Source organism: Kroppenstedtia guangzhouensis (assembly GCF_014637345.1).
Lineage (GTDB): Bacteria > Bacillota > Bacilli > Thermoactinomycetales > DSM-45169 > Kroppenstedtia > Kroppenstedtia guangzhouensis.
In genome coordinates this window covers 93,078-116,035 of record NZ_BMEX01000004.1, presented here as the reverse complement: position 1 = coordinate 116,035, position 22,958 = coordinate 93,078, and the positions used below count along the sequence as shown (strand labels likewise).

Annotated in this window: 22 protein-coding genes and 1 pseudogene; 6 read left to right on the top strand and 17 right to left on the bottom strand. The window is 52.5% G+C overall.

The genetic code is table 11. The features are described from left to right. Positions 1 to 250 precede the first annotated feature (250 nt). From IEV46_RS07100 to IEV46_RS07080, 5 genes are all read right to left on the bottom strand, one after another. Positions 251 to 592, bottom strand: coding sequence for a hypothetical protein (locus tag IEV46_RS07100; protein WP_188431407.1), 342 nt, complete (start codon positions 590 to 592; stop codon positions 251 to 253). Then, on the bottom strand, positions 593 to 817 hold the full coding sequence (locus tag IEV46_RS18335; protein ID WP_268235877.1) for a hypothetical protein: 225 nt from the start codon (positions 815 to 817) through the stop codon (positions 593 to 595). It lies immediately after the preceding gene. Positions 818 to 831: 14 nt separating this feature from the next. Further along, the gene (locus tag IEV46_RS18615) at positions 832 to 1,146 is read right to left on the bottom strand and encodes a penicillin acylase family protein (protein ID WP_188431405.1); all 315 of its coding nucleotides are present in this window, start codon (positions 1,144 to 1,146) and stop codon (positions 832 to 834) included. Between the two features lie 78 nt (positions 1,147 to 1,224). After that, complete coding sequence (locus IEV46_RS18610; protein WP_188431403.1) at positions 1,225 to 1,896, bottom strand: penicillin acylase family protein; 672 nt, start codon at positions 1,894 to 1,896, stop codon at positions 1,225 to 1,227. After that, positions 1,881 to 2,051: a hypothetical protein gene (locus tag IEV46_RS07080; RefSeq protein WP_188431401.1), complete on the bottom strand. Its 171-nt coding sequence runs from the start codon at positions 2,049 to 2,051 to the stop codon at positions 1,881 to 1,883. Before IEV46_RS07080 ends, IEV46_RS18610 begins: the two co-directional genes overlap by 16 nt. A 298-nt stretch (positions 2,052 to 2,349) precedes the next feature. On the opposite strand from IEV46_RS07080, the gene IEV46_RS07075 reads away from it, so the two are divergent. The 4 genes from IEV46_RS07075 to IEV46_RS07060 are packed head-to-tail and all read left to right on the top strand — an operon-like array spanning position 2,350 to position 5,758. Beyond that, positions 2,350 to 2,808 (top strand): MarR family winged helix-turn-helix transcriptional regulator, encoded by a 459-nt coding sequence (locus IEV46_RS07075; protein ID WP_188431400.1) that lies wholly within the window; start codon positions 2,350 to 2,352, stop codon positions 2,806 to 2,808. After that, positions 2,805 to 3,479: an HlyD family secretion protein gene (locus tag IEV46_RS07070; RefSeq protein ID WP_188431397.1), complete on the top strand. Its 675-nt coding sequence runs from the start codon at positions 2,805 to 2,807 to the stop codon at positions 3,477 to 3,479. Before IEV46_RS07075 ends, IEV46_RS07070 begins: the two co-directional genes overlap by 4 nt. 17 nt (positions 3,480 to 3,496) lie before the next feature. Beyond that, positions 3,497 to 4,135 (top strand): biotin/lipoyl-containing protein, encoded by a 639-nt coding sequence (locus IEV46_RS07065; RefSeq protein WP_188431395.1) that lies wholly within the window; start codon positions 3,497 to 3,499, stop codon positions 4,133 to 4,135. A gap of 36 nt (positions 4,136 to 4,171) precedes the next feature. Beyond that, on the top strand, positions 4,172 to 5,758 hold the full coding sequence (locus tag IEV46_RS07060; RefSeq protein WP_188431393.1) for a DHA2 family efflux MFS transporter permease subunit: 1,587 nt from the start codon (positions 4,172 to 4,174) through the stop codon (positions 5,756 to 5,758). Between the two features lie 97 nt (positions 5,759 to 5,855). Here IEV46_RS07060 and IEV46_RS18465 read toward each other — a convergent pair whose 3' ends face one another. From IEV46_RS18465 to sufC, 6 genes are all read right to left on the bottom strand, one after another. Beyond that, positions 5,856 to 7,688 carry a glycosyl hydrolase family 18 protein gene (locus IEV46_RS18465; protein ID WP_188431391.1) on the bottom strand — a complete coding sequence of 611 codons (1,833 nt, stop codon included), beginning with the start codon at positions 7,686 to 7,688 and terminating at the stop codon, positions 5,856 to 5,858. Positions 7,689 to 7,991: 303 nt separating this feature from the next. Continuing rightward, complete coding sequence (sufB, locus tag IEV46_RS07050) at positions 7,992 to 9,419, bottom strand: Fe-S cluster assembly protein SufB (protein ID WP_188431389.1); 1,428 nt, start codon at positions 9,417 to 9,419, stop codon at positions 7,992 to 7,994. 27 nt (positions 9,420 to 9,446) lie between these two features. Then, positions 9,447 to 9,884, bottom strand: coding sequence for a Fe-S cluster assembly sulfur transfer protein SufU (gene sufU / locus IEV46_RS07045; RefSeq protein WP_188431387.1), 438 nt, complete (start codon positions 9,882 to 9,884; stop codon positions 9,447 to 9,449). Continuing rightward, positions 9,871 to 11,091: a cysteine desulfurase gene (locus IEV46_RS07040; RefSeq protein WP_188431385.1), complete on the bottom strand. Its 1,221-nt coding sequence runs from the start codon at positions 11,089 to 11,091 to the stop codon at positions 9,871 to 9,873. The genes sufU and IEV46_RS07040 overlap by 14 nt, the downstream gene beginning before the upstream one ends. Further along, positions 11,091 to 12,392, bottom strand: a complete 1,302-nt coding sequence (gene sufD / locus IEV46_RS07035; protein WP_188431383.1) for a Fe-S cluster assembly protein SufD — start codon at positions 12,390 to 12,392, stop codon at positions 11,091 to 11,093. Before sufD ends, IEV46_RS07040 begins: the two co-directional genes overlap by 1 nt. Before the next feature lie 17 nt (positions 12,393 to 12,409). After that, on the bottom strand, positions 12,410 to 13,198 hold the full coding sequence (gene sufC, locus IEV46_RS07030; protein WP_188431381.1) for a Fe-S cluster assembly ATPase SufC: 789 nt from the start codon (positions 13,196 to 13,198) through the stop codon (positions 12,410 to 12,412). 330 nt (positions 13,199 to 13,528) lie between these two features. Here sufC and IEV46_RS07025 point away from each other — a divergent pair, with 330 nt between their 5' ends. Then, entirely contained in the window at positions 13,529 to 13,693 is a 165-nt protein-coding gene (locus tag IEV46_RS07025; protein WP_188431379.1) for a hypothetical protein, read from the top strand. A gap of 144 nt (positions 13,694 to 13,837) precedes the next feature. Beyond that, entirely contained in the window at positions 13,838 to 15,118 is a 1,281-nt protein-coding gene (gene hmpA / locus IEV46_RS07020) for an NO-inducible flavohemoprotein (protein ID WP_188431377.1), read from the top strand. A 190-nt stretch (positions 15,119 to 15,308) separates the two neighbouring features. Here hmpA and IEV46_RS07015 read toward each other — a convergent pair whose 3' ends face one another. From IEV46_RS07015 to IEV46_RS06990, 6 genes and pseudogenes are all read right to left on the bottom strand, one after another. Continuing rightward, entirely contained in the window at positions 15,309 to 17,342 is a 2,034-nt protein-coding gene (locus tag IEV46_RS07015) for a M6 family metallopeptidase (protein WP_188431374.1), read from the bottom strand. A gap of 295 nt (positions 17,343 to 17,637) precedes the next feature. After that, positions 17,638 to 19,005, bottom strand: coding sequence for a GntP family permease (locus IEV46_RS07010; protein WP_188431371.1), 1,368 nt, complete (start codon positions 19,003 to 19,005; stop codon positions 17,638 to 17,640). Between the two features lie 276 nt (positions 19,006 to 19,281). After that, complete coding sequence (pdxA, locus tag IEV46_RS07005) at positions 19,282 to 20,283, bottom strand: 4-hydroxythreonine-4-phosphate dehydrogenase PdxA (RefSeq protein WP_188431369.1); 1,002 nt, start codon at positions 20,281 to 20,283, stop codon at positions 19,282 to 19,284. 12 nt (positions 20,284 to 20,295) lie between these two features. Then, complete coding sequence (locus tag IEV46_RS07000) at positions 20,296 to 21,588, bottom strand: four-carbon acid sugar kinase family protein (RefSeq protein ID WP_188431367.1); 1,293 nt, start codon at positions 21,586 to 21,588, stop codon at positions 20,296 to 20,298. Further along, entirely contained in the window at positions 21,588 to 22,388 is an 801-nt protein-coding gene (locus tag IEV46_RS06995) for a DeoR/GlpR family DNA-binding transcription regulator (protein ID WP_188431365.1), read from the bottom strand. Before IEV46_RS06995 ends, IEV46_RS07000 begins: the two co-directional genes overlap by 1 nt. Before the next feature lie 216 nt (positions 22,389 to 22,604). Further along, positions 22,605 to 22,805 (bottom strand): annotated as a pseudogene (locus tag IEV46_RS06990) (GNAT family N-acetyltransferase); the annotation flags it as partial. Positions 22,806 to 22,958: the final 153 nt, after the last annotated feature.

Below are 22,958 nucleotides of genomic sequence, written 5' to 3'. Positions count from 1 at the left end.
AAATACAGTATTACTCCAAGCGTGTTGATTAGCCACATTTTGGATAGAAAGATCGTGTTCAAAGCCGTTCGGAAACATTACAAGGAAGGATGTTGTCCCTAAACGCCCTCCCTCCAGTTTTTCCGCTGGGTAGGATGGCACCCTTCATCCTAGGATGACTGTTCGTCCCACCACCAGTAAGAATAAATTAGTGTCAGAGGGCGGATCAAACACCTTTATGCAGGTGTTTGATCCACTTTTTTGTGTATTGTTACCTGATCTTTCCCTTGTTCGCTTGTCCCCCCTTTTCCCGCTCATATAATGGATCCGTCCTTTTATCGCGGACGGGGCACAAACAGGAATACTTACAAGCGAAATCCTGTTTGTCCACATAGAACCAGTTGAAAATCTGGTCGACTCGATCAAAGGCAGTTTGGAAGGAGACTGCTCCCCCGCTCATATACCGGGGGTCGTTGACCCGTTTAAACCCGATGGCAATGTTCAGCTCTTTCATATAGGTAAAGCGTTGAGTGATCACCGCCACCGGCTTCCCTTCCATCGTCCCCCGAGCACTGACAGGACCGTAGATCGTCAGATTCACCTCCATATTCATCTACTTCGTTTTCATCCGGGGATTGTTCTCTTCCTCTTTCACCCAGGGAGTCACCTGCTGGGAGTGGTTCAGGGGCTCCATGGGGTGGCACTTTTGTACAGATAGCCCTGGGAACTCAGGGTGGGCTTGCCCCCCGTCCGGTTCACAAAGCTTGACCACCCATTGATCCACGTTGTCCGCTCCGGCGGAGGTGGCCAACCAGGCAAAGTCCCGACCCCGGCCCATCTGCACATACAGGTTTACTCCGGCAAAGCCGACTCCACGGGCTTCAATCCCCGGCCCTCTGTCAACAACCGCGGGCTGAAATAGCCGGTCTGGGGGCCGAAGACGGCGATCGGTCGCCCTGCCTTGGTATGCTTCCCCTCCACCAGAATGGCATTGCTCATCCCATCAGGTAAGCGGAGATCGATGGGACCCATGGGACCATCGATCTTCATCTCCGGTGGTTCCATTTCCTCCAAGGTTTGATCTACGATTTTCAGATCCAGTAGGGCTGTGGAGCGGGGATCCACCCGGTGCCCCTGCTGATAAGGGAAGCGCTTGTGGATCGTCACCGGCGTTTCCAGATCCTCGGCACTCCGGAAATCCTCCCAGATCCTTCGTCCTTCTTTCTCACCATATTTTTGTTGAAGTTAGGAGAGAAACTTGCCCGCAGCCACTTCTTCACCGCCGCCCTCGCCAAAAATCCCTCCGACCAGACTGGCGATCGCCACACTGTCTTCCATCTTCCACCTTTGGGGGTTCTTAAACAGGGTGACATATTCACCGGGCAGGTACTTCGGGTTCAATCTGGCGTTTTTGATATAGGCGTTAATTCCGGCAATATAAGCCTCCATGTCTTCACAGACCTGGGCTCCTTCCGTCCCTTGTGCGCACAACTTTTGAGCCTGGCGGGTCAAATCTGCCTCGGTGTAGGGAGCCACTTTCAACTGGGCCTCGTCCATCTCGCGGTTTCGTTCGCTGTCCCCAAGAAATTGACTCAATCGGGCCCGACCAAGATGACGGAGCACGTCCATCATAAAGAGACGGTCTTCTGCCGTCACGTACCCCACCGCAAACATCGTCGCCTCCCGGGTCTGTCCCTGAATATGGGGAACACCGAAACCATCTCTTCCAACCGTTACCCCCGTCTTGGGCGAGTAGGTCCGCTTCGGTCTCCCTTCCACTCCCAGGGAGACCACTTTGAAGTAACGTGTCAGTTCATCTTCGGTGATAGCTGGGGAACGCTTGATCAGGGATTCATACATTTGTGTCTGGTCGTTGAAATGTTTGGGAAACTTTTTGCTGATCAGAAATGCGAGCACATCACCAAAGTTGCCACTCCATTCTGCCCCAGTGGCATGATATTAAGAAAACCTCCCGGATCCGAAGTTCTCTTCGCTTCCACGGGAGCATTTCCCCCGTGGGTCGGAAACAAGGCCAACATTCCCACCATCCCCAGACAAATCACTCTCCGCATCGCTTTCCGACTCCCGCTTTTCCCACTCCAGAGAGCAAAGACGAAGCCGACAACCATCACACAGACCATGCCCGCGGCCCACTGGTTTACTATGGTCCCCTCCTTTGTTATCCATCCCACCCCCATCCAACTTTCTGTATTTTCGGTCTATAGTACCATATCGTATTGTAAAAAGTAATAACTATGGGGGTTATTTCCAAAAAGGCCCATTGACAATTCGCATGCGAAGGATTAACATATACTTCGTTCCTATACGTATAGTTCGCCACCCGAAATATATCGAAAGATGGTGTCCCTGATGGGAGAAGATCAGATCAACGAATTGATCTTTTTGTTGAGACAGAGCGGACGCAGATTTCGGCAACAGGCATTCTTGGAGGTGAAAAAATATAATCTCACCGTTCCACAAAGCATTGTGTTGCGAACCCTCTCCTTTGAAGGGAAGCAATCCCTTGCCGGACTGAGTGAACAAGCGGGGATGTCGACCAGTTCTCTCAGTGGAATCGTGGATCGACTGGAAGGTATGGGATATCTGGAACGAAAACGGGATCAGAACGACCGGCGGGTGGTGTGGATCGATCTCACCCCTGAGGGGAAAACCTTTGTCAAAAAGGTTCCCGCTCTCAACCCCAACTTTCTTAAATCTCGGCTGCTCCGTCTTCCTCCCGAAGATATCGAGTTACTGATTCTGCAACTTCGCAAGTTTATCCGAATTCTGGAGGAAACTGAATCACCTTCGAAAGGAGAGGAATCATGAAGCGTCGTTCTTTCCTTTGGGGCTTGATCCTGGTGCTTTTTCTGCTCGCAGGGATCGGCGGCGGTATCTATTACGGGTACCAACAGCAGAACTATATCGCGTCAGACATCGCCCAGGTGAAGGCACCCATGGCCATCCTCACTGCGGAGGCTACCGGCAAGCTGGACTGGAAGGTTCACGGCGGAGAGGCTGTCAAAGCCGGCGAAGTGATCGGAAGTCTGACTCCGATACCGTCTCCCTCTGTCCCATCGCCCCTTTTGTCCGGTGCCGGGACATCCAACCTGTCCGGGAAGTCTCCCGCCCAGGAAATCAAATCCCCGATCAGCGGAACGGTTTTGGAAAGCCTCCCCTCCTCCAATCGGATTACAGTCGGGGGAGTCCCTTTGGCAATGGTGGCGGACCTCTCAGATCTCCACATCGTCGCCTATGTGGATGAATCCAAGATTACCGGGGTCAAGAAAGGGCAGCAAGTGGATATCCACCTTGACGCCGAGCCCGGAATCACTTTCAAGGGAAAAGTGGACAGAATCGGTGACCAAGCCGGAGATCTGAAATCCACCACAAGCAGCACCAAGGAGGTCCAACGGGTTCCCGTGTATATTGAGGCGGATTTCCAGGATCACGAGGTCGTTTACGGCATGAATGCTGCCGTTAAAATACACAAATCTTGACGGGAGTGGAGTCACTGATGAAAACATCACGATTGATCCTGTTGAATATCGTGTTGGCCTTGGTCATTGTGGCCGCCGGAATCGGCGGTTACTACTATTACTACCAACAAGCCAACTATGTGAAAACCGATGATGCCCGGGTGGAAGGAGAACTGGTCCCGCTGGTGTCGGAAATGCCGGGACGGGTAAAGAGCTGGAAGGGTGAAGAGGGAGCCTCTTTCAAAAAAGGGGATGTCATCGGCAAAATCGAGACAGCCGAAGGGCAAAGCCTGGAGGTGAAAGCTCCTGCAGATGGAACGATCATTCAGAACAAGGTACAAAAGGGACAGCCGGTCACACCGGGTCAACCGATGGGCAGCCTGGTCGATCTGGATGAATTGTACATTGTTGCCAATATCGAAGAGACTGACTACAAAGATGTGAAAGAAGGGGCCGATGTGAAGATCACAGTGGATGCCGCCCCCGACAGCACCATCGAAGGGAAAGTGAAACAGCGGGGATTGGCGACGGCTTCCACCTTCTCCCTGATGCCTCAGCAAAATGCCAGCGGCGACTACACCAAAGTGGTCCAGCGCATCCCGGTCCAAATCTCCATGGATTCCTATCCGGACAGTCTGGTTCCGGGAATGAACGCCACCATTCAAATCTCCAAATGACGATACGGAAGTCCATCACCAACAGAGAGGAGGGGCATGATGTCATCACCTGACACCGACGTTGACAAAGTAAAAATCACTCCTTATATCCCCCTGCTCAGCATATGTATGATGGGGATGTTCCTAGCCATACTCAACCAGACCGTACTTAACGTGGCCATCCCCCGTTTGATCAATGATTTCGGCGTCTCAGCCAACACCGCACAATGGTTGATGACCGGCTACATGCTGGTCAATGGCGTCTTGATCCCCATCTCCGCCTTTTTGATGGAGACCTTTGGAACTCGAAAATTGTTTACAACCTCCCTCCTACTGTTTACTGCAGGCTCGCTGATCTCCGGAGTGGCCCCCAACTTTCCGGTGATGCTGGCGGGACGGTTGATTCAGGCCGCCGGGGCTGGAGTGATGATGCCCCTGGTCATGAATCTGATTCTGATCATTTTCCCTCCGGAAATCCGGGGCCGCGGCATGGGTATTCTCGGATTGGGAATGATCTTCGCTCCGGCGGTGGGGCCAACCCTAGCGGGTTGGATCCTGGAGGATCATTCCTGGCGCGTTCTCTTTTACGGGATGTTCGCGTTGGGCGTTGTGATCACTATCCTGGCTTTTCTCCTCGTGCGGGATCTGGGCTCCTTGCGAAAACCTCCCGCGGATCTGTACGGGATGATCACTTCGGTGATCGGGTTTGGCGCTCTGTTGTATGGAGTCAGCGAAGCCGGTTCCAAAGGCTGGAACAGTCCGGAAGTGGTGATCAGCCTGGGGCTGGGGGTATTTGCCATATTCCTGTTTGTATTCCGCCAGTTGAAACAGGAAGATCCCCTGCTCAACTTCCAGGTGTTTCGATATGACATGTTCACTCTGTCCACAGTGATCAATGCCATCATCACGATGGCCATGTTCGCCGGGATGTTCCTGTTGCCGATCTATCTGCAAAACCTGCGGGGCTTCACCCCTCTGGAGTCGGGCTTGCTGTTGTTGCCCGGTGCTCTGATCATGGGGGTTATGTCTCCCATCTCCGGTTTTCTGTTTGATCGGTTGGGTCCGCGTCCCCTTGCCATTGTTGGACTGACGATCACCGCCATCACCACTTGGGAGTTGGCCCACCTTACATTGGAGTCCAGCTATGCCCATGTAATCTGGATTTACACGGTTCGCTCCCTGGGCATGTCCCTGTTGATGATGCCGATTGTGACTGCGGGCTTGAATCAATTGCCGGAGCATCTCAACAGTCACGGCAACGCGATGAGCAACACCATTCGCCAGGTGGCAGGCTCAGTCGGTACAGCCTTGCTCACCACGATCTATACTAACCGGACAAGTGCACATTTGGCCCAACGAAGTGAAGGAATGAGCCTGTTTGATCCGGGATTTGCCCAGTCGTTTCAGGAAGGAGCCGCCAAGCTTTCCGAGGCGACGGGAGTCCCCCTGGTCCAGTCTAAAGAGCTCTTCGCCACCATGCTCTTCGGGGAAGCCGGCAAACAGGCGGCAGTCTCCGGGATCAATGATGCCTTTATCTGGGCTGTGGGATTCACATTGGTCGGTTTGCTTCTTTGTCTCTTCCTGCGTGATGTTCGCAAAGACAAAGCAAAATTCAAGCCATTACCCCAGTCCGTGGAAAACTGAGTCATTTCATCCCCCCGGAGCCATGCTTCGGAGGGATTTTTTGCATAAAAAAACCGGGCCCTTATAGCCCGGTTCTTTTTGAGTCACTTTCGACGATCTACTTAAAATCGTTATACACTTTATTCAATAATGTACCGTTTCGATCTGAGCTCAATTCCCAAAACATGGCCCCTGCCAACCCTTTGGATTTGATGTAATCGGTTTTGTACCCGATCGATTCCACATCATCATAGGAGATGAAAGTTTTGTTGGCGGGATTGTACAAGTAAGGTACCTTGGCCTGATCATTCCAGTGACGGGTGTATCCGTTTTTATTAATATAATCCTTCTCCAAGTGGGAGAAATCAAAGACACCCGCTTCCCATGTTCCCTCTGACGGGCCGGAACAGCTCTGGTAGAGGCCGTGATCGGTCCCATCACATCCGGTCCATCCCCGTCCGTAAAAAGGTATGCCCAATATCAACTTGTCCTTGGGAACACCTGCCTTCAAGTGACCTTCCACCGCAGCGTCCACGTAGAAGGATGTTGCTCCAGGAGAGGGGTCCTTCGGATCAAAGTAAAGGGGCGCATTGTTACCGCTAACATTTTCCCAGCCCCCATGAAAGTCATAGGTCATGATATTGATCCAATCCAATTGAGCTTGGACTTGATCCAATTCCGTGTTTTTCACGTAGTTGGGGTTGGCTCCCGATGCGATGGTCAGCAGATACTCTTTACCGTCTTGTTTCCCCGCTTCGTCCAATTTTTGCCTTACCTTTTGCAACAGGAGCGTAAAGTTTCGCTTATCTTCCGGACGTCCGTCCACCAAACCGCCTTCCACCGGATACTCCCAATCCAAGTCCACTCCGTCAAAACCCCATTCTCTGATAAAACGAACGGCACTGTCGGCAAATTTGGTCCGGGAAGCATCCGTCAGGGCAGCATCGGAGAAATTGTTGGACCAGGTCCACCCTCCCACCGAAATCAATGTTTTCAAATGGGGGTGTTTTTGCTTCAGTTTGTTCAACTGGTTGAAGTTCCCCCGTTTGCACCCCGGTTCCCAACAATCACCCGGGAATGCTTTGTCCGTATCTGCATACACATCACCCACAACCACTTCCCCGTTGGCGATATTGGCAAAAGCATAGTTGATGTGGGTTACTTTTTCAGCATCGATATCCGCCACTTGATAGTTGCGATCATAGGTGGCCCAACCGGGATAATAGGCGATCACCTTTCGGCCGGATTGGCCCGGGTCCCCGCCTCCGCCTTCTGAAGTGGTCACCACCAATCGGTTGCTGGGTTCGGAGATGTTCCCCACTGCGTCAAAAGCTTTCACATAATAAGTATACTCTATACCCGGTGTCAGTCCGGTATCCCGGTAAGAAGTCGTTTGCACCGTCGCAATCCGGACATCGTTACGGTAGACTTCGTATCCGGTCACACCGACCTGATCCGTGGATGCATCCCATTTCAGGGAGACCGTCTGGTCGGTTTTACCCTCCAGTCGCAAATTTTGAGGAGCGGTGGGTGCGTCTTCATCCCCCGGAATTTCCCCCTCACCGGGAACCTTGACGATCACTTCATTACTTTCCGTAATTCCGTGGGAGTTGATCAATTCTGCTTGGTATTTGAATGTTCCACCCGCTTTTTTCGTAAATTCCTTGAAAGCATACTGTGCTTGGGGGGAATTCTCCTTTAAGCCCTCCTCATGAATCAGCTTTCCGTTTTCATACAGTTTCCAGGAGCTTCCGTTATTCCCCCACCACATGTTCATTTCGATCTTGTAATTACCGTCGTTATTCCAATGAGTGTGATTGAGCACAACCGCTCCCGGTGGCCCCGATGCAGCGGCTTGGACGGATTGAAAACCCGGATACAGCGTGACGGAAAGTAATAAAGTCAAACAGAGAGTGAGTACTTTGAACGGCACACTTCGTCTGGAGAGCACGATCAAACACTCCCTTGTCAAATGGTGTGATCTCAAAAGAACCCCTCGTCCGCATGGAATCAGATTCCTTATCAGGGACAAATTACCATTCCCGTGAAATTAATTCGAGGTGTATTCCCAATAATCCTTCTATTTTTAAGAAAAAATCAGTGACTCCTTTTTTAATCCCTTTGAAACCATAAAAAATACGTGTCCCTGTGACTCAGATATGCATCAAAGTCACAGCAGACACGTATTGTATTCATCTCGGTTTTTACAAAAGATATCATCCTGGGCAAACCAAGCCAAAGGCACCTTTCGACGTTATCCGATACTGCCTTCCATCTCAAACTTGATCAGGCGGTTCATTTCCACCGCGTATTCCATGGGCAGTTCCTTGGTGAAGGGTTCGATGAAGCCCATCACGATCATCTGGGTGGCTTCCTCTTCGGAGAGACCCCGGCTCATCAGGTAGAAGAGCTGTTCCTCCGACACCTTGGAAACGGTGGCTTCGTGCTCCAGGGTGATGTCATCGTTCTTGATCTCGTTGTAGGGGATCGTATCCGAAGTGGATTGGTTATCCAGGATCAGCGTGTCACACTCCACTTTCGCCTTGGAGCCCCGGGCGTTTTTCCCGAAGCTGGACAGGCCGCGATAGGTCACTTTTCCTCCCTGCTTGCTGATCGATTTGGACACGATCGTGGAGGTGCAGTTGGGGGCGAGGGCGGTCACCTTGGCCCCGGCATCCTGGTGCTGACCTTTACCGGCCACGGCGATGGAGAGCACATCCGCTTTGGCCCCCTCCCCTTTCATAATCACGGCGGGATATTTCATGGTCAGCTTGGAACCGATGTTCCCGTCCACCCACTCCATATGGGCCCCTTTTTCGGCAACAGCCCGTTTGGTCACCAGGTTGTAGACGTTGGGAGCCCAGTTCTGGATCGTGGTATAGCGGCATCGGGCATGATCCTTGACGATAATCTCCACCACCGCGCTGTGCAGGGAGTCAGTGCTGTAGACCGGTGCCGTGCACCCTTCCACATAATGGACGAAGGATTCTTCATCGGCGACGATCAGCGTCCGCTCAAATTGGCCCATGTTTTGGGAGTTAATGCGGAAATAAGCCTGTAGCGGAACATCGCACTTCACCCCTTTGGGAACATAGATGAAGCTTCCACCGCTCCAAACAGCACTGTTCAGAGCCGCAAACTTGTTGTCTGTGGGGGGCACGATGGTGCCAAAATATTTCTGTACCAGTTCCGGATACTCCTTGACGGCGGTATCCGTGTCGCAGAAGATGACCCCCTGCTCCTCCAGTTCCTTCTGCATATTGTGGTAAACCACTTCAGATTCGTACTGTGCCGAGACTCCGGCCAAGAATTTCTGTTCCGCTTCGGGGATCCCCAAGCGGTCAAAGGTCCGCTTGATCTCCTCCGGTACTTCGTCCCAGCTGCGTCCCTGCCGTTCCGATGGTTTCACATAGTAGGTGATGTCGTCAAAATCGAGATCATCCAATTTGCCGGGCAACAGAGAGAACCACCTGGAGTTTTGCGAACTCGGAAGCGGCATCTTGTAGAACTGTTCCAGCGACTTCAGTCGGAAATCCAACATCCACTGCGGTTCATCCTTCATCCGGGAAATCTCTTCCACCACCTCCCGGGTCAACCCGCGCTTCGCCCGGAACACCGAGACATCTTTATCATGAAACCCGTATTGATACTCCGAAGAAATATCGGGCAATTCCTTCGCCATATTCAATCCCTCCTATTCAGGGCGGAATCAGCCTTGGTCAGCTGCTTCCTTCACCCCTTTCTCCAGAGCCTTCCATGCCAGCGTCGCACATTTGATGCGGGCCGGGAACTTGGAGATACCCTGAAGGGCTTCAATATCTTCCAGCGGAAATTCATCCGGATCCACCTCTTCTCCCTGCACCATTTTGGAAAAGAGATCCACCAGGTGCAAGGCTTCTTCCAGGGTGAGGTCCTTGACTGCTTCCGTCATCATCGAAGCGGAAGCCATGCTGATTGAGCAGCCTTCACCCAGGAATTTCGCCTCACGGATCTTCCCTTCATCCACATGCATCTGAATGGAGATCCGATCCCCACAGGTGGGGTTGTTCAAATCCACCGTAACCGAACCCTCTTCGATTCGGCCGCGGTTTCTCGGCTTCTGGTAGTGATCCATGATTACTCTCCGATACAACTCATCCAAGGACATCGCCGAAAAACTCCTTCGCCTTTTGTACAGCCTTCACCAGACGGTCGATATCATCCTCATCGTTATAGATGTGGAAACTGGCCCGGGCCGTCGCCGACACATCCAACCACCGCATCAGCGGTTGGCAACAATGATGTCCGGCCCGGACGGCGATACCTTCGGAGTCGAGTACTGTGGCCACATCATGGGGATGGATTCCCCGGATATTGAAGGTGACCAGTCCGATCCGGTCCTCCCTCGGTCCGTAAACTTCCAGTCCCTCCACCTGTTCCAATCGCTCCAGGGCATAGGCGGCCAACCGGCGGTCGTGCCTTTCCACTTCCGCCATCCCGATCTCCTCCAGATAGTCGATCGCTGCACCGAGACCGACCGCCCCGGCGATGACCGGGGTTCCTCCTTCAAACTTCCAGGGAAGCTCCTTCCACGTCGACTCATACAGATCGACGTGATCAATCATTTCACCGCCGAATTCAACCGGTTCCATCTGTTCCAGCAGCCGTTCCTTGCCGTAGAGAACCCCGATTCCCGTCGGCCCCAACATCTTATGGCCTGAGAAGGCCAGAAAATCGCAATCCAGGTCTTGCACGTCCACTTTCATATGGGGCACACTCTGAGCCCCGTCCACCATCAGAATGCCGTCATGGCGATGCACCATCCGGGCCAGTTCTTTCAGGGGAAATATAGTACCCAGGACATTGGACACCTGAGCAATGGCCACCAGTTTCGTCCGTTCGGTGATCATCACTTCCGCTTTGGCGGGATCCAGTGTCCCATCGGGCTCCAGAGGGAAGTATTTCAGCCGGGCCCCCGTCACCTTGGCCACCTGTTGCCATGGAATCAGATTGCTGTGGTGTTCCGAAGGGGAGAGGAGGATCTCATCCCCTTCGGACAGGTGTGTCCGGGCATAGCTGATAGCGACCAGGTTGATGGCAGAGGTGGTTCCCCTGGTGAAGATAATCTCTTTGGGGGAAGCAGCATGAATAAAGCGTCGCACCTTCTCCCGGGCCCCTTCGTAATCCTCGGTGGCCCGAGTGCCCAGGGTGTGAACCCCTCGGTGCACATTGGAATTGTCTTTCTTATAGTATTCTTCCACCGCTTCGATCACTTGAATCGGCTTCTGGGAGGTAGCTGAACTGTCAAGATAAACCAACGGGTGCCCGTTAACCACCTGGTTCAGGATAGGAAAGTCTTTCGCGTACCGGTTCATCAGCCCAATTTCCTTTCGATCACACTCGTGATCCGTTCGCGCAGAGATTCAAAGGGGATGGTCTCCAGGATGGGACCGACAAAACCGAAGATGAGCAGACGTTCCGCTTCCTGGCGGGTGAGTCCCCGGGACATCAGATAGAACATCTGGATCGGATCGATCCGGCCCACACTGGCCGCATGACCCGCTTGCACATCGTTTTCATCGATCAGGAGAATCGGGTTGGCATCCCCACGGGCTTCCTCGCTCAGCATCAACACTTTTTCCGCCTGAACCCCATTGGCCTTGCGGGCACCTTTTTCAATCTTGGTGATCCCGTTCAGGATGGTCTGTGCTTGATCTTTCATCACACCCCGCACCGTCATGTCGCTCTCGGTGTGAGTGCCCCAGTGGTACACCGTGGAGGTGATGTTGGAGCGTTGATCACCGGAGCCGACGGTGATTCCCTTGATCCGGGCATTTCCCCCGGACCCTTTCATATGGGTGGTGTTGTCGGAAAGGGTTTTGCCCGAGTTCAAATCACCGACAATCCACTTCAAGTCCGCATCCCGTCCGACCACCGTACGTCGGTAAGCGGCCTCCGTCACTCCTTGACCCTGGGTGTGGAGTGAAGCAATCCGCACCCGGCTGTTGTCGCCGGCAAAAACCTCCGTCGCTCCGTTGATGACAGCCTCCGTGTCGGGATCAGAGATATAGTTTGCCACCACATTGACATCACTGCCCGCCTCCGCCACCACCAACAGATGGGGGAAGGTTCCGATTCCTTTTCCCTTCGCCCAGAACAGGACTTGGAAGGGGGTTTCCACCGTCACATCCTTCGGCACGTACAGGAAGATTCCACCGCTGACCCATGCGGCGTGAAGGGCGGTCAGTTTTTGCTCCTCCGGTTGAATCCCGTCAGTCATAAAATATTTCTGCACCAGTTCCCCGTGATCACGGACAGCAGTGGGCAGATCCATGAAGAGAACTCCCTGAGCCAAAAGCTCCCTGGACAACCGACAAAAGATTGGGCTCGAATTTTTCTGGATAAACAGATTGTCCGTCTCATCCCCGGAGATATAGGAACGGAGCTCCTCCGGCAACTCTTCCGGTGAAGCCAGTCCTTCTTCCTCCTGAACAGGTTGGAAATCGGTGAAGTTCCAGCGGTCAATGCGCGTCTTTTCCGGTTTGGGGAACGGAAGTTGACCGATCCGGTCCCATGCGCGGAGGCGGCGTTGCAGCATCCAATCGGGTTCTTGCTGGGACTGGGAGAGTTGGATGATGGTCTCGCGATCAAATCGTTGTCCAGTATCCACGTTCATCATGACACACCCCTCTCTCACGACTGGCTCTCAACGGTTTCGTCTTCGATGCCCAACTCTTCTTTCACCCAGTCGTAACCTTCCGCTTCCAGCCGCTCCGCCAGCTCCGGTCCACCGGATTTTACAATCCGCCCCTTCATCACCACATGAACAAAATCGGGTTTGACATAGTTCAGCAGACGTTGGTAGTGGGTGATGATCAAAAATCCGGTCTGGGGACTGCGCATGGAGTTGACACCCTCCGCCACCACTTTGAGAGCATCGATATCCAAACCGGAGTCGATCTCATCCAGAATCGCGATGCGCGGTTCCAACATCAGCATCTGGAGGATTTCGTTCCGCTTTTTTTCACCGCCGGAGAATCCTTCATTCAGATAACGGCTGGCGAAGGATTCATCCATCCCGAGCTGGTCCATCTTTTTGTCCAGCTGTTTCATGAATTTCATGATGGACAACTCGTTCCCTTCACCCCGTCGGGCATTTACGGCACTGCGCAGAAAATCAGAGTTGGTCACCCCGCTGATCTCGCTGGGATACTGCATGGCAAGGAACAATCCTTTGCGGGCCCGTTCATCCACTTCCATCTCCAGGAGATCCTCCCCGTCCAGACTGACGCTTCCCCCGGTCACTTCATAACGGGGATGACCCATCAGTGCTTGGGCCAAGGTGCTTTTCCCGGTCCCGTTGGGGCCCATGATGGCGTGAATTTCGCCACCCTTCACTTCGAGATTCACACCATTGAGGATCTCTTTATCCTCGATGGAAACCTGCAGATCTTTTATTGTGAGTTTGGGTGTTGTCGACATTCTGCATTCCTCCATAGTCTGATCTCTGCTCACCATTTATGATAAACAAACGGGCCCAAAGGACCCTGTTTGCAGATGGCGTGGGTTGGTGATACGATTTGGGGTGAAAGTGGGCGGAAACCGGTGGCTGATCTCACGCAAATCCTTTCACACCCGACAAGCTTCGAGTTGACTTTTAAAGTCATTCTCAACTTATTCTCATTTCATTTTATCTCAGTTGCCGACAGGATTCAACCTTACGATCCACCAACTATTTTATGGTACTCCCGAGGGAACGTTGCCGGAAAAAATGGAATCGGGTTCCGTCGAGGGCAGAGTGGGAGGGTTCTGATGAAAGGAAAACCCATCCGTTGCATCCAATGCTACAAACAGCGTCCCGGAGGTCGGTGCTCCTATTGCCCCCTTCACAAAAAAAACCGCTCCCTTTACCGGCCGGTGGGCGATGGTTGGTATGAGCGGGTGGAGAATGCAAAAAACCGGGATCCAAAGGACTGAAGCAGCCCTCTCCAAATTGGGGAGGGCTTTTACCTTTCCCGCAAAAAAACAGCCGGAGCTGCCGCCGCCTGTATGAACAGGATTCTTCCTGCACATAATGAGACCGGTTCCCATTTTTCAACAGACTTGAAAGGGGGTGTGAAGATGCTGGATCAACGGACCATCGAGATTGTCAAGTCAACGGCTCCGGTTCTCAAACAGAACAGCGAGGCCATCGGCAAGCGTTTTTATCAACTGCTGTTTGGGAATCATCCGGAGCTTTCCAATCTGTTTAACCAGACCAACCAAAAGAGAGGTATCCAACAAAAAGCACTTGCTCATTCCGTCTACGTCTCAGGGGAACATATTGATCAGTTGGAATCAATTCAACCCATACTCACACGAATCGCCCATAAGCATCGGGCGATCGGAATCGTACCGGAACAGTACCCCATCGTAGGAGAAAACTTGATCCAAGCTGTAAAAGATGTTTTGGGGAACCAAGTGGATGATGAAATCATTCAAGCCTGGGAGAAGACTTATGAGGTTCTTGCCGATGTTTTCATCGACATGGAACAGAAATTGTATCGGAAAGCCGAAGATAAACCCGGGGGATGGAAAGGATTTCGCGATTTTATAGTCAAAAGAAAAGTTCCGGAGAGTGATGTGATCACCTCTTTCCATCTGGAAGCGGCGGACGGACAGCCCATTTCCCGGTATCAACCGGGACAGTATCTAACTCTGCGGGCCAAAATTCCCGGTGAAAAATATGATCACATCCGGCATTACAGTTTGTCCGACGCCCCGGGAAAGAATGAGTACCGGATCACCGTCAAAAGGGAAGACGCCCATAACGGCAATCCGCCGGGCTTGGTCTCCAATTACCTTCACAGGGAAGTGAAAGAGGGGGATCTCCTCCAATTCAGTGCACCGGCGGGAGATTTCGTACTGGACACCGCTTCCCGAACCCCGGTGGTATTGATCAGCGGAGGTGTTGGATTGACTCCTCTGCTCAGTATGCTGAACACCATGGCAGAAACCCAGCCTGAAAGAGAGGTTACCTTCATACACGCGGCCCTCAATGGCAGGGTCCATGCGATGAAGGAGCATGTAGCCCAACTGGCCGCTCAAAACCCCCGCTTCCGTTCCTTTGTCTGTTATGAAAAACCCACGGATGAAGACCGGGCTGCCGGAACATTTGACAAAGAAGGATATATCGACCGACCCTGGCTGGAGACAGTCATTCCGGACACTGATGCAGACTTTTATTTCTGTGGCCCGATTCCTTTCATGAAAGTGATTTACCGGTCTTTACTTGAAATGGGAGTGCTGGAAAAACAAATCCATTTTGAAGCTTTCAGCCCTCTCAGCACCTTGGACGAAAACGGAGGCACCCCTGAAAAAGCCAACCCCTCCCCAACCAAATCACCTGAATATGCAGGGTAAAACCCCTGCAGAGCCGGAGGAGGAGAACGGCTGCCGAGCAGTTGCTGTTTTCCCTAATGGTGGCTCCCAGATGAACTGAGCCGTGCAGACAAATTCCACCCGGGGATGGAACTGCAACCGCATCTGCGTCATTTATTCATTGAAAGAACCCGGCTTCTCCAAAGCCGGGTTCTTCTTCTTGCGCTCGGTTTTATTTTTTCTTCGACCTCTTCTTCACCACCTCATATTCGTAGGGTGCATCACCCGCCTTGCACTGAGGTGCGGCATAGGTCACCATCATGATGATCCGGTCATAGTTTTTGGTGTCCTTCAGCATTTTTCTCAGGTCGATTCGATCCTGATCCTTCATGTTGAGCAGATCGGGGAACTGGATTACCCGGATCTTCTCTTTACCGTTTTTCTTCTGCTGATATCCGACAAACTGAACCTGGTAATTGACATACTCCTTCACCGCTTCCTCCAGGCTCATAAATCCGGCGGTGGAGGTCATCGGGTCGATCACCTCTCCGTTGAGCCGCAGGTTGGAGACGTACCATCCGGCATCATTGAAGGCCCAATCGGTCATATAGCGAAAATTGAGGAGAATTTTCCGGCCGGTGTACTTGGACAGGTCAAAGGTTTCCGTGGTCCATCCCTGAGAGCTGCCGGTAAATCCAGGCAGATTTTCCTTGATGGCGGGATAGCCGTTGGGGTTGATCTCGTCCCGGGTGTTTTCGTTTGCGAGAGAGGTCCAGGTCTTACCGCCGTCGACAGAGACCTGTACCATGCCGTAATCCCACTCTTCTTCGATCTCATATTTATGGTCAAAGGTAAGAGTGGCTTGGGAGAGACCCGTCAGATCCAGCTCCTTGAGCAATTGGTGATCCCCTTGGTCCGCAGTGTTCCCCCAGAGAACCTTTCCTTTTTCCGAATCATCCACAGACTTCCATTTGGTGCCCAGGAAATCAATTCCTTTAAAATACAGATGATCAATCTTCTTATCAGGTTGGATCACCTTGAAGTCGGTTCCCCAGGCCGGGGCGGTGGCATCCAGTTTGGCAGCTGCATCCATATCCGGTTTCAGATCGATGGAACGGAACTGAAACCGGTCGCTTCCCTTGTATTTGGCATCCACAATCAGGGCCGTCATGTAATCAGCATACACTTTTTCAAAGTTCAGACCTTTATTTTTGCCTTTACCCATTTGAGACAACACATCATTGATGCCGGCGATGCCCTGCTTTCGGTTTTGAAACAGGTTCCGGGTGAATTTCTCTCCAAACTGTTCATACAGATAGAGTTGAAACAGATAAGCATTTCCGTAATCACCCAGAATCTCCAGATCCCCACGGTCTCCCCACAGGACCAAGGAATTTTTCGGATGATCCATGAAAAAGTCCACATGACCGGTGGAGTGACCATAACCAACAATATACTGGGCAAAATCCGAGAGCCCTTCGTTGATGAAGTTCTCCTCGGCACTGTCCGTGTCATGGTGAAGGAGGTGCTGAAACTCATGGGCAAATGTTCCTTCATACAGATAGGGTTTTGGAGCATCGGGACCCGTCCGGTTATCCCAATCGTAATTGTCGATCGTCATCACGTTGCGATCGGCAAACTCACTGACGGTGGGGGAGAAATAACCGGCTATGTAGCTGGGATAGTTGGGATCATAGAAGTTGGCATCCTTGATATTGGTTACCAGGATGGCCACCCGGCCGTTCTTCTCCCGATACCAATCCACCTCGGAGCGAGTCCCTGTCCGCTCTTTGGGGGGAGCGAAAAATTCCACTTCTTTCTCGTACATGTTGTGATCAAATTCATCGAGAAGATACTTCACTTTTTCGTCACTGATGCGAACACGGTCGTTCCGGGGATCTCCTTCCGGAAAATCCAGATCATTGGCCACCCAGACTTCGCCGTACTTTCCGATGGCGCGAAGAGTGAACATCTCAAAATCATATTTGCCGGTCACATCGTTGCTCACCGGCCACTGAACCATATCCCCCACCTGGTTTTCCTTGGTGGCGGAAAAAGAACGGAACCCTTGTTTTGGAACTTTCAGTCGTCCTTCGTCTATCGCTTTTTCCAATGAATCTTCCCTCAATTTCGGCCCCACATCCTCCACTTTCGGATCTTTGACATAGGAAGAAGGTTTTGCCGAAACATTGGCTGCAGGCATCCATCCCGTCCCCAGGAGAACGGCGGAAGCCAACCCCATCAACAATCCCCGTTGCCAGTTCAATATTTGCGCCCCCTTGAGAGAGAATTAGGAAAACATGGGATACTGAGAAAACCATTATAACAGATTCACAGAGCCCGAAACAGTAATAATCCGTAGATTCTGGTTATTATTATCCACTCATCTAAACTGCATTTTGGGTTTTGTTTTTAATTGGTGAAAGATACTGATCCCCGACCCACCACGATTCCGGCCTTGTTTTTCGCCCAAAAAAACCATTCACATGGCATGTGAATGGCCTCCTGAAGGAATTCAATTTTTCAATTACAAAAGAAGGTGAATCTATGTCCGGGAAGTGTCAGCCGACAATCAAGTTGGCCACCACCAACATCACCAGCGAAACCCCCCAAGCAAGAGTGGTGGGAACAGACCAGGTCAGAATTTGTTCTTTCACATTTCGAATTCCCAACATCCGGTTAACAACCCAAAACAAACTGTCGTTGAAGTAGGAAAAAATCATCGCTCCCAAGGCAGCCCCTTGTGCAGCAAGGGCCATGTTCACATCCAGATTGGCGAGGATCGGTGCTGAGATGGAGGCCCCGGTGATCATGGCCACGGTACCGCTTCCCTGGATCAGGCGGACAATCGTGGCTACGAAGAAAGGCAACAAAATTGCGGGAATTGCAGTTTGAGCGATCAGGTTGGCGATCTCATCCCCCGCCCCGCTTTCCCTCAACACATTGCCCAAAGCGCCACCGGCACCCGTCACCAGCAGAATGATCCCGGCGGATTGGATCCCTTCTTCCATCCGATCCAATGCCTCAGAACGGCGAAGATGGCCGAACAACCCGTACAGGGCGATGAGGAGACCGATACCGACTGCGATCACCGGGGATCCCAGAAAGATGAGGTAGTCATAAAGTCCACCCTTCAGTTCCATGGCTGACAAGATGGTGTTGCCCAAAATCAGAATCAGAGGGATCAGTATGGGCAATACCGCCCGGGTCAGTGATGGGAGGTTTTTCTTCTCCTCTTTTTCGACAAACTCCTGGAAAGTTTGGGGCTGATCCGGACGCACCCAACCGGTGCCCTCTTCATCCGGCAATTGGTAAATCTTTTTACCGATCCATTTTCCGTAGTAAACGCCCGTAATGATAATCGGGATGGCAAAGATCAGTCCCCAGAGCATCATCACCCCGACGTCCACCTTGAAGATTCCGGCCACTCCCAAAGGACCCGGAGTGGGGGGAACCGCATGGTGAGTGGCTGCCAGACCAATCCCCAAGGCCACCCCCAATCCGACCACAGATTTTCCGGTCCTGCTGGAAAGCGCTTTCGCAAGGGGCGTTAAGATAACGAAGGCGGAGTCAACAAAAATGGGAATCGACACTACGTACCCGGTCAAAGCCAACGCCCACTCTTCCTTCCGTTTTCCCAACCATTTCAGAAACGTGAAGGCCAATCGCTCCGCCGCACCGGAAACCTCCAGAATGCGACCCATCATCACCCCGAATCCGATGACCAGACCGATCGATCCCAAAGTATTGCCAAAACCGGCAGTGATCGCATCGATCACTTTCGGAGGCGCCATGCCCCCGACCAATCCCGTGATCGAAGCCGCGATGATCAATGCGGGAAAAGCGTGAACCTTGGTTTTCAGGACCAAAAGAATCAAGATCCCGATCCCCAGCACCAAACCCAATATCATCATGCCTACATTACTCATCCTGTTTCCCTCCTGTCAGGTTTCGTACGGCAGATTAAGGGCCGTGTCACCCATACATTCCTGAGAGTCGAGCCGGTGTGACCGGCGGAGATCCTTTGCGTTCTTTGCTAGGATCGGAGACGGTCACACCCGCCCCTCCCTATATATCATGGAAACCCACCCCAGAAGCGTTGTGAATCAGTGATAGCCGGATCGGTCGGAATAGGGGGTGGTGAACTGCCAAACTCCTGCATGTGAAACCCGGCCCACCCTGTAAACGGCTTTTTCACAATGCTTCTAGTTCCGCACAAATTGAGGTGCATATTTGGCTGCTGCCTTGATACATTCTTCCATGCTGACCGGGCTGGCAATTCCTTTCCCTGCAATATCGAAAGCGGTGCCGTGATCCACGGATGTGCGCAGGAAGGGAACCCCGCTGGTGATGGAGACGGTTCGTTCAAAGTCGAGCATCTTGGCCGCGATATGTCCCTGGTCATGATACAGGGACAAAACCGCATCATATCGACCCTGCTGGGCTTGATAGAAAACCGAATCCGCCGGCACCGGGCCATGGGCATCGATTCCCTCCGCTGTAGCCCGTTGGATTCCCGGTGTCAATTGATCCATTTCTTCCCTTCCGAACAGTCCTTGTTCCCCGGCATGGGGATTGAGAGCGGCCACCGCCAGTTTGCGCTTTTTCAAGCCCAACTTGCGCAGGGCATCATCACACCGTTTCAGGTAATCATACACCCGGTCGGCATCGATCAACTCGATCGCATCCTTCAGAGAGAGATGCCGGGTCAGGAAAAAGATCCGCAAGTTTCGTACCTCAAACATTGTTAAAGGATCTTCCACTCCCGAGATATGGGCGATCATTGCCGTATGATCGATGAAGGGAACTTGGGCTGCTTGCAGCGATTCCTTATTGATCGGGGTGGTGGCAACTGCGTCTACCACCCCTTCATGGGCCCATCGGCCAGCCAACATAAAATAATCGTAGGCGGCCCGGCCACCCATGGGCTGGATGGCTCCCAGCTTCAATTCCTCCATCCGCACATTGTCCAGGTGGACCAGATCGATGGTGCCATGCTGGAAGCGGCCATCCTGAGGCCTTTCGATTTCATGCAACTCCAGATGGACATCACTGAATTCCATCGCCTGTTGCAGCACTTCCCGATGACCGGTGACCACCGGGCGGCACACCTCGTAGATTTCGGGATTATTCAGAGCTTTGACTGTGATTTCCGGTCCGACTCCGGCAGGGTCTCCCATGGAGACAGCAATCAATGGTTTATCCAAATTCCACACTCCTTATCGGTTCTTTAACAATTGTGCCCGCAAAAAACGGACACTGATGTGAATGGCATCCTCTCCCCCAGCCATCCCCCCTTTGGTGACAATGGGCGTCCCATCCAGATAGCCTCCCACAAAACGTCCGTAGGCGACCAAAGGTTGAATTTCATCCATCAGTTCAATTCCTTTGGCTCCCGTCACCGCAAACAGAGAAGCCGTCACATCCCCACCGCTGGAAAAACACCCCCCGATTTCCCCCTGACTCTTCTCCATCACCCGGCGGGTGACCCCGGCGAGTCCATCGGTGATACTTTTGGCCAAAGAACTCTCCGAGGTGCCGTGTTCTTTGGCGATGGTGGCCAGATCGAGCACTCTTTGATCCGGGTGATACGTGGTCACCACGACCACGGAATCCCGCCGGCTCCGCTTTAGGGCCGCGGCAATCGCTTCCTCCATCGCCTTCTCCCTTCTTTCTGACTCCAGGATCAAAGCTTCCGGAGGGATATACACCGGTTTACAGTCCCACTCCCGGATCAACCGTTCCAACTGTCTCCCCGAGGTGCGAGTCACACTTCCCACTGTCACCAACACTTTGCTGCCCGAAAGCTGGGACCGGAACCGTGTCTGGATGCAAGCCACCGTCAGCGGCCCCGGATCCACCGGAATCACAGGTTTGCCTGTCTTTACCATCCCTCTGGCAATTTGGGCGATTTGCTCCTCCGTTGCAGCGTCCACCACCACCATGCGGTGCCCCTGTTCGATCGCCTCAGACAGTGCCGAGGAGATGGCGGTTTCTCCGTTCAGAACCGTTTCCAACTCGATGAAAGCGATCGGATATCGGGTCTGCTGTTCGAGAAGCCTGGGGATAAAGGAATGTCGTATGGGAGCGATCGGGTCCAAGGCCACATCGGTCCGTTGAAGAGGAACCCCATGGACCATGAGATATCCACCCACTGTCACTCTCCCGGAATCGGGAAAAGAGGGGACCACCACCGCCGTCGCCTCTTCCCCCAGCACTTCCAGCAGCGCCTCAATCTCCGCCCCGATATTTCCCCGGAATGTACTGTCGATCCGTTTGCAAAAAATGTTAATCCCGCTTTTCTGCATCGATTCAGCTGTTTCCCGGACCCGGCGCCGGGCCTCGTCCACTGTTGCATAGCGACTGTCAGTGTCCACACAGATCGCATCAAAATCGCCTTTGGGCTGGTCCAATCCAAACACGGTGGAAGCGGTGCGAAACCCTTGTTTGGACAGACGGACACCGGTGGCATTGGCACCTGTCAAATCATCAGCAATAATCCCCGCCTTCATCAGCAACTCCTTTCTGAAGTCCGCCTCTCGTCTCCCCCTTCGGCGACGATCAGCTGGATCTTCAACTCCTCACACACTTCCCGGAACTCATCGGTGATCCGGTCATCGGTGATAATCATCTGAAACTCTTCCAGGGATGCAAAGCGCACCAGACCCGGCTGATTCAACTTGCTGGCATCCGCCATCAGCACCCGGCGACCGGCCCGACTGAGCATAGCCTGTTTCATCTTCACCTTCGGTAAACTGTTGGTTTGAATTCCACCCTCCGGGCTAAAGCCGTCGCACCCCACAAAAGCGGTATCCACCTGCAGATCTTTTAACATCGTTTCTCCAAAATATCCTTCCAGGCTGTATACATGGGGTTTCAACTCGCCACCGGTCAAAATCACCCGAATTCCCTCTTCCTCCCCCAATTCCACGGCGATTTTAATATCATTGGTCACCAGGAGCAGATCTTTCATCCGTTTTAACTCCCGGGCAAAGGTCAGGTGGGTGGAACCCGCATCCAAAATAATGCTCTCCCCGGAGCTCAACAAGGATAATGCCGCCCGGGCCATCGCTTTTTTTGCCTGTCCGTTCCGGATCTCCTTTTCCCGTAACGGTGATTCCCGAAGTCGGGAGGGGTTGAGCACCGCCCCGCCATGGGTGCGCCGAATTGCCATCTCCTGTTCCAACTGATCCAGGTCCCGGCGGATCGTCATGGCAGAGACCCCCAATTCCTCTGTCAAATCACTGACCTTGACAACACCTTCCCGCTCCAACTTTTGTTGAATCAAACGCCGGCGTTCCGCAGATAACATACAGAGTAAAACTCCTTTTCAAATATCGAACATAAACGAACATATTTTATGTTATATTATGTTCATATTCGTTATTTAATGTACAATTCGTTCAACAAACCGTCAATGGAAATTGCCTCCAATACACTCATTGCCTCACCACAAAAAATAGGCCTCTTGGAGAGACCTTTGAGGCAATCGTCGATTTTCACTCCGAATAAGGAGATAACCCCCTCATCATCGCTTCCCATCTTCCCGGAGGATCCCCATCTTGACCGAGTCATAATACCTCCCCCGGACGATCCGGGCTTTCCGGATCCTTCCTTCCTCCACCATGCCACAGCGGGCCGCCAGACGGATCATCCGCTCGTTTCCGGACCAGGTGGAGATTCCCAGACGAACCGTATCCACGTGACGGAAGAGATAATCGATCCACATGTGACAGATAAAAAGGCCAAAATTGATCGAAATTTTCCAGAATCATCACCCGCTTTCTTCAGAGTTAATCCCAAGTTCAATTTGAACCGGGGATCCCTCAAAGGATCGTGATCACTCTTGTCATCATCCATAAGAAATGTTTTCTCCGATTCA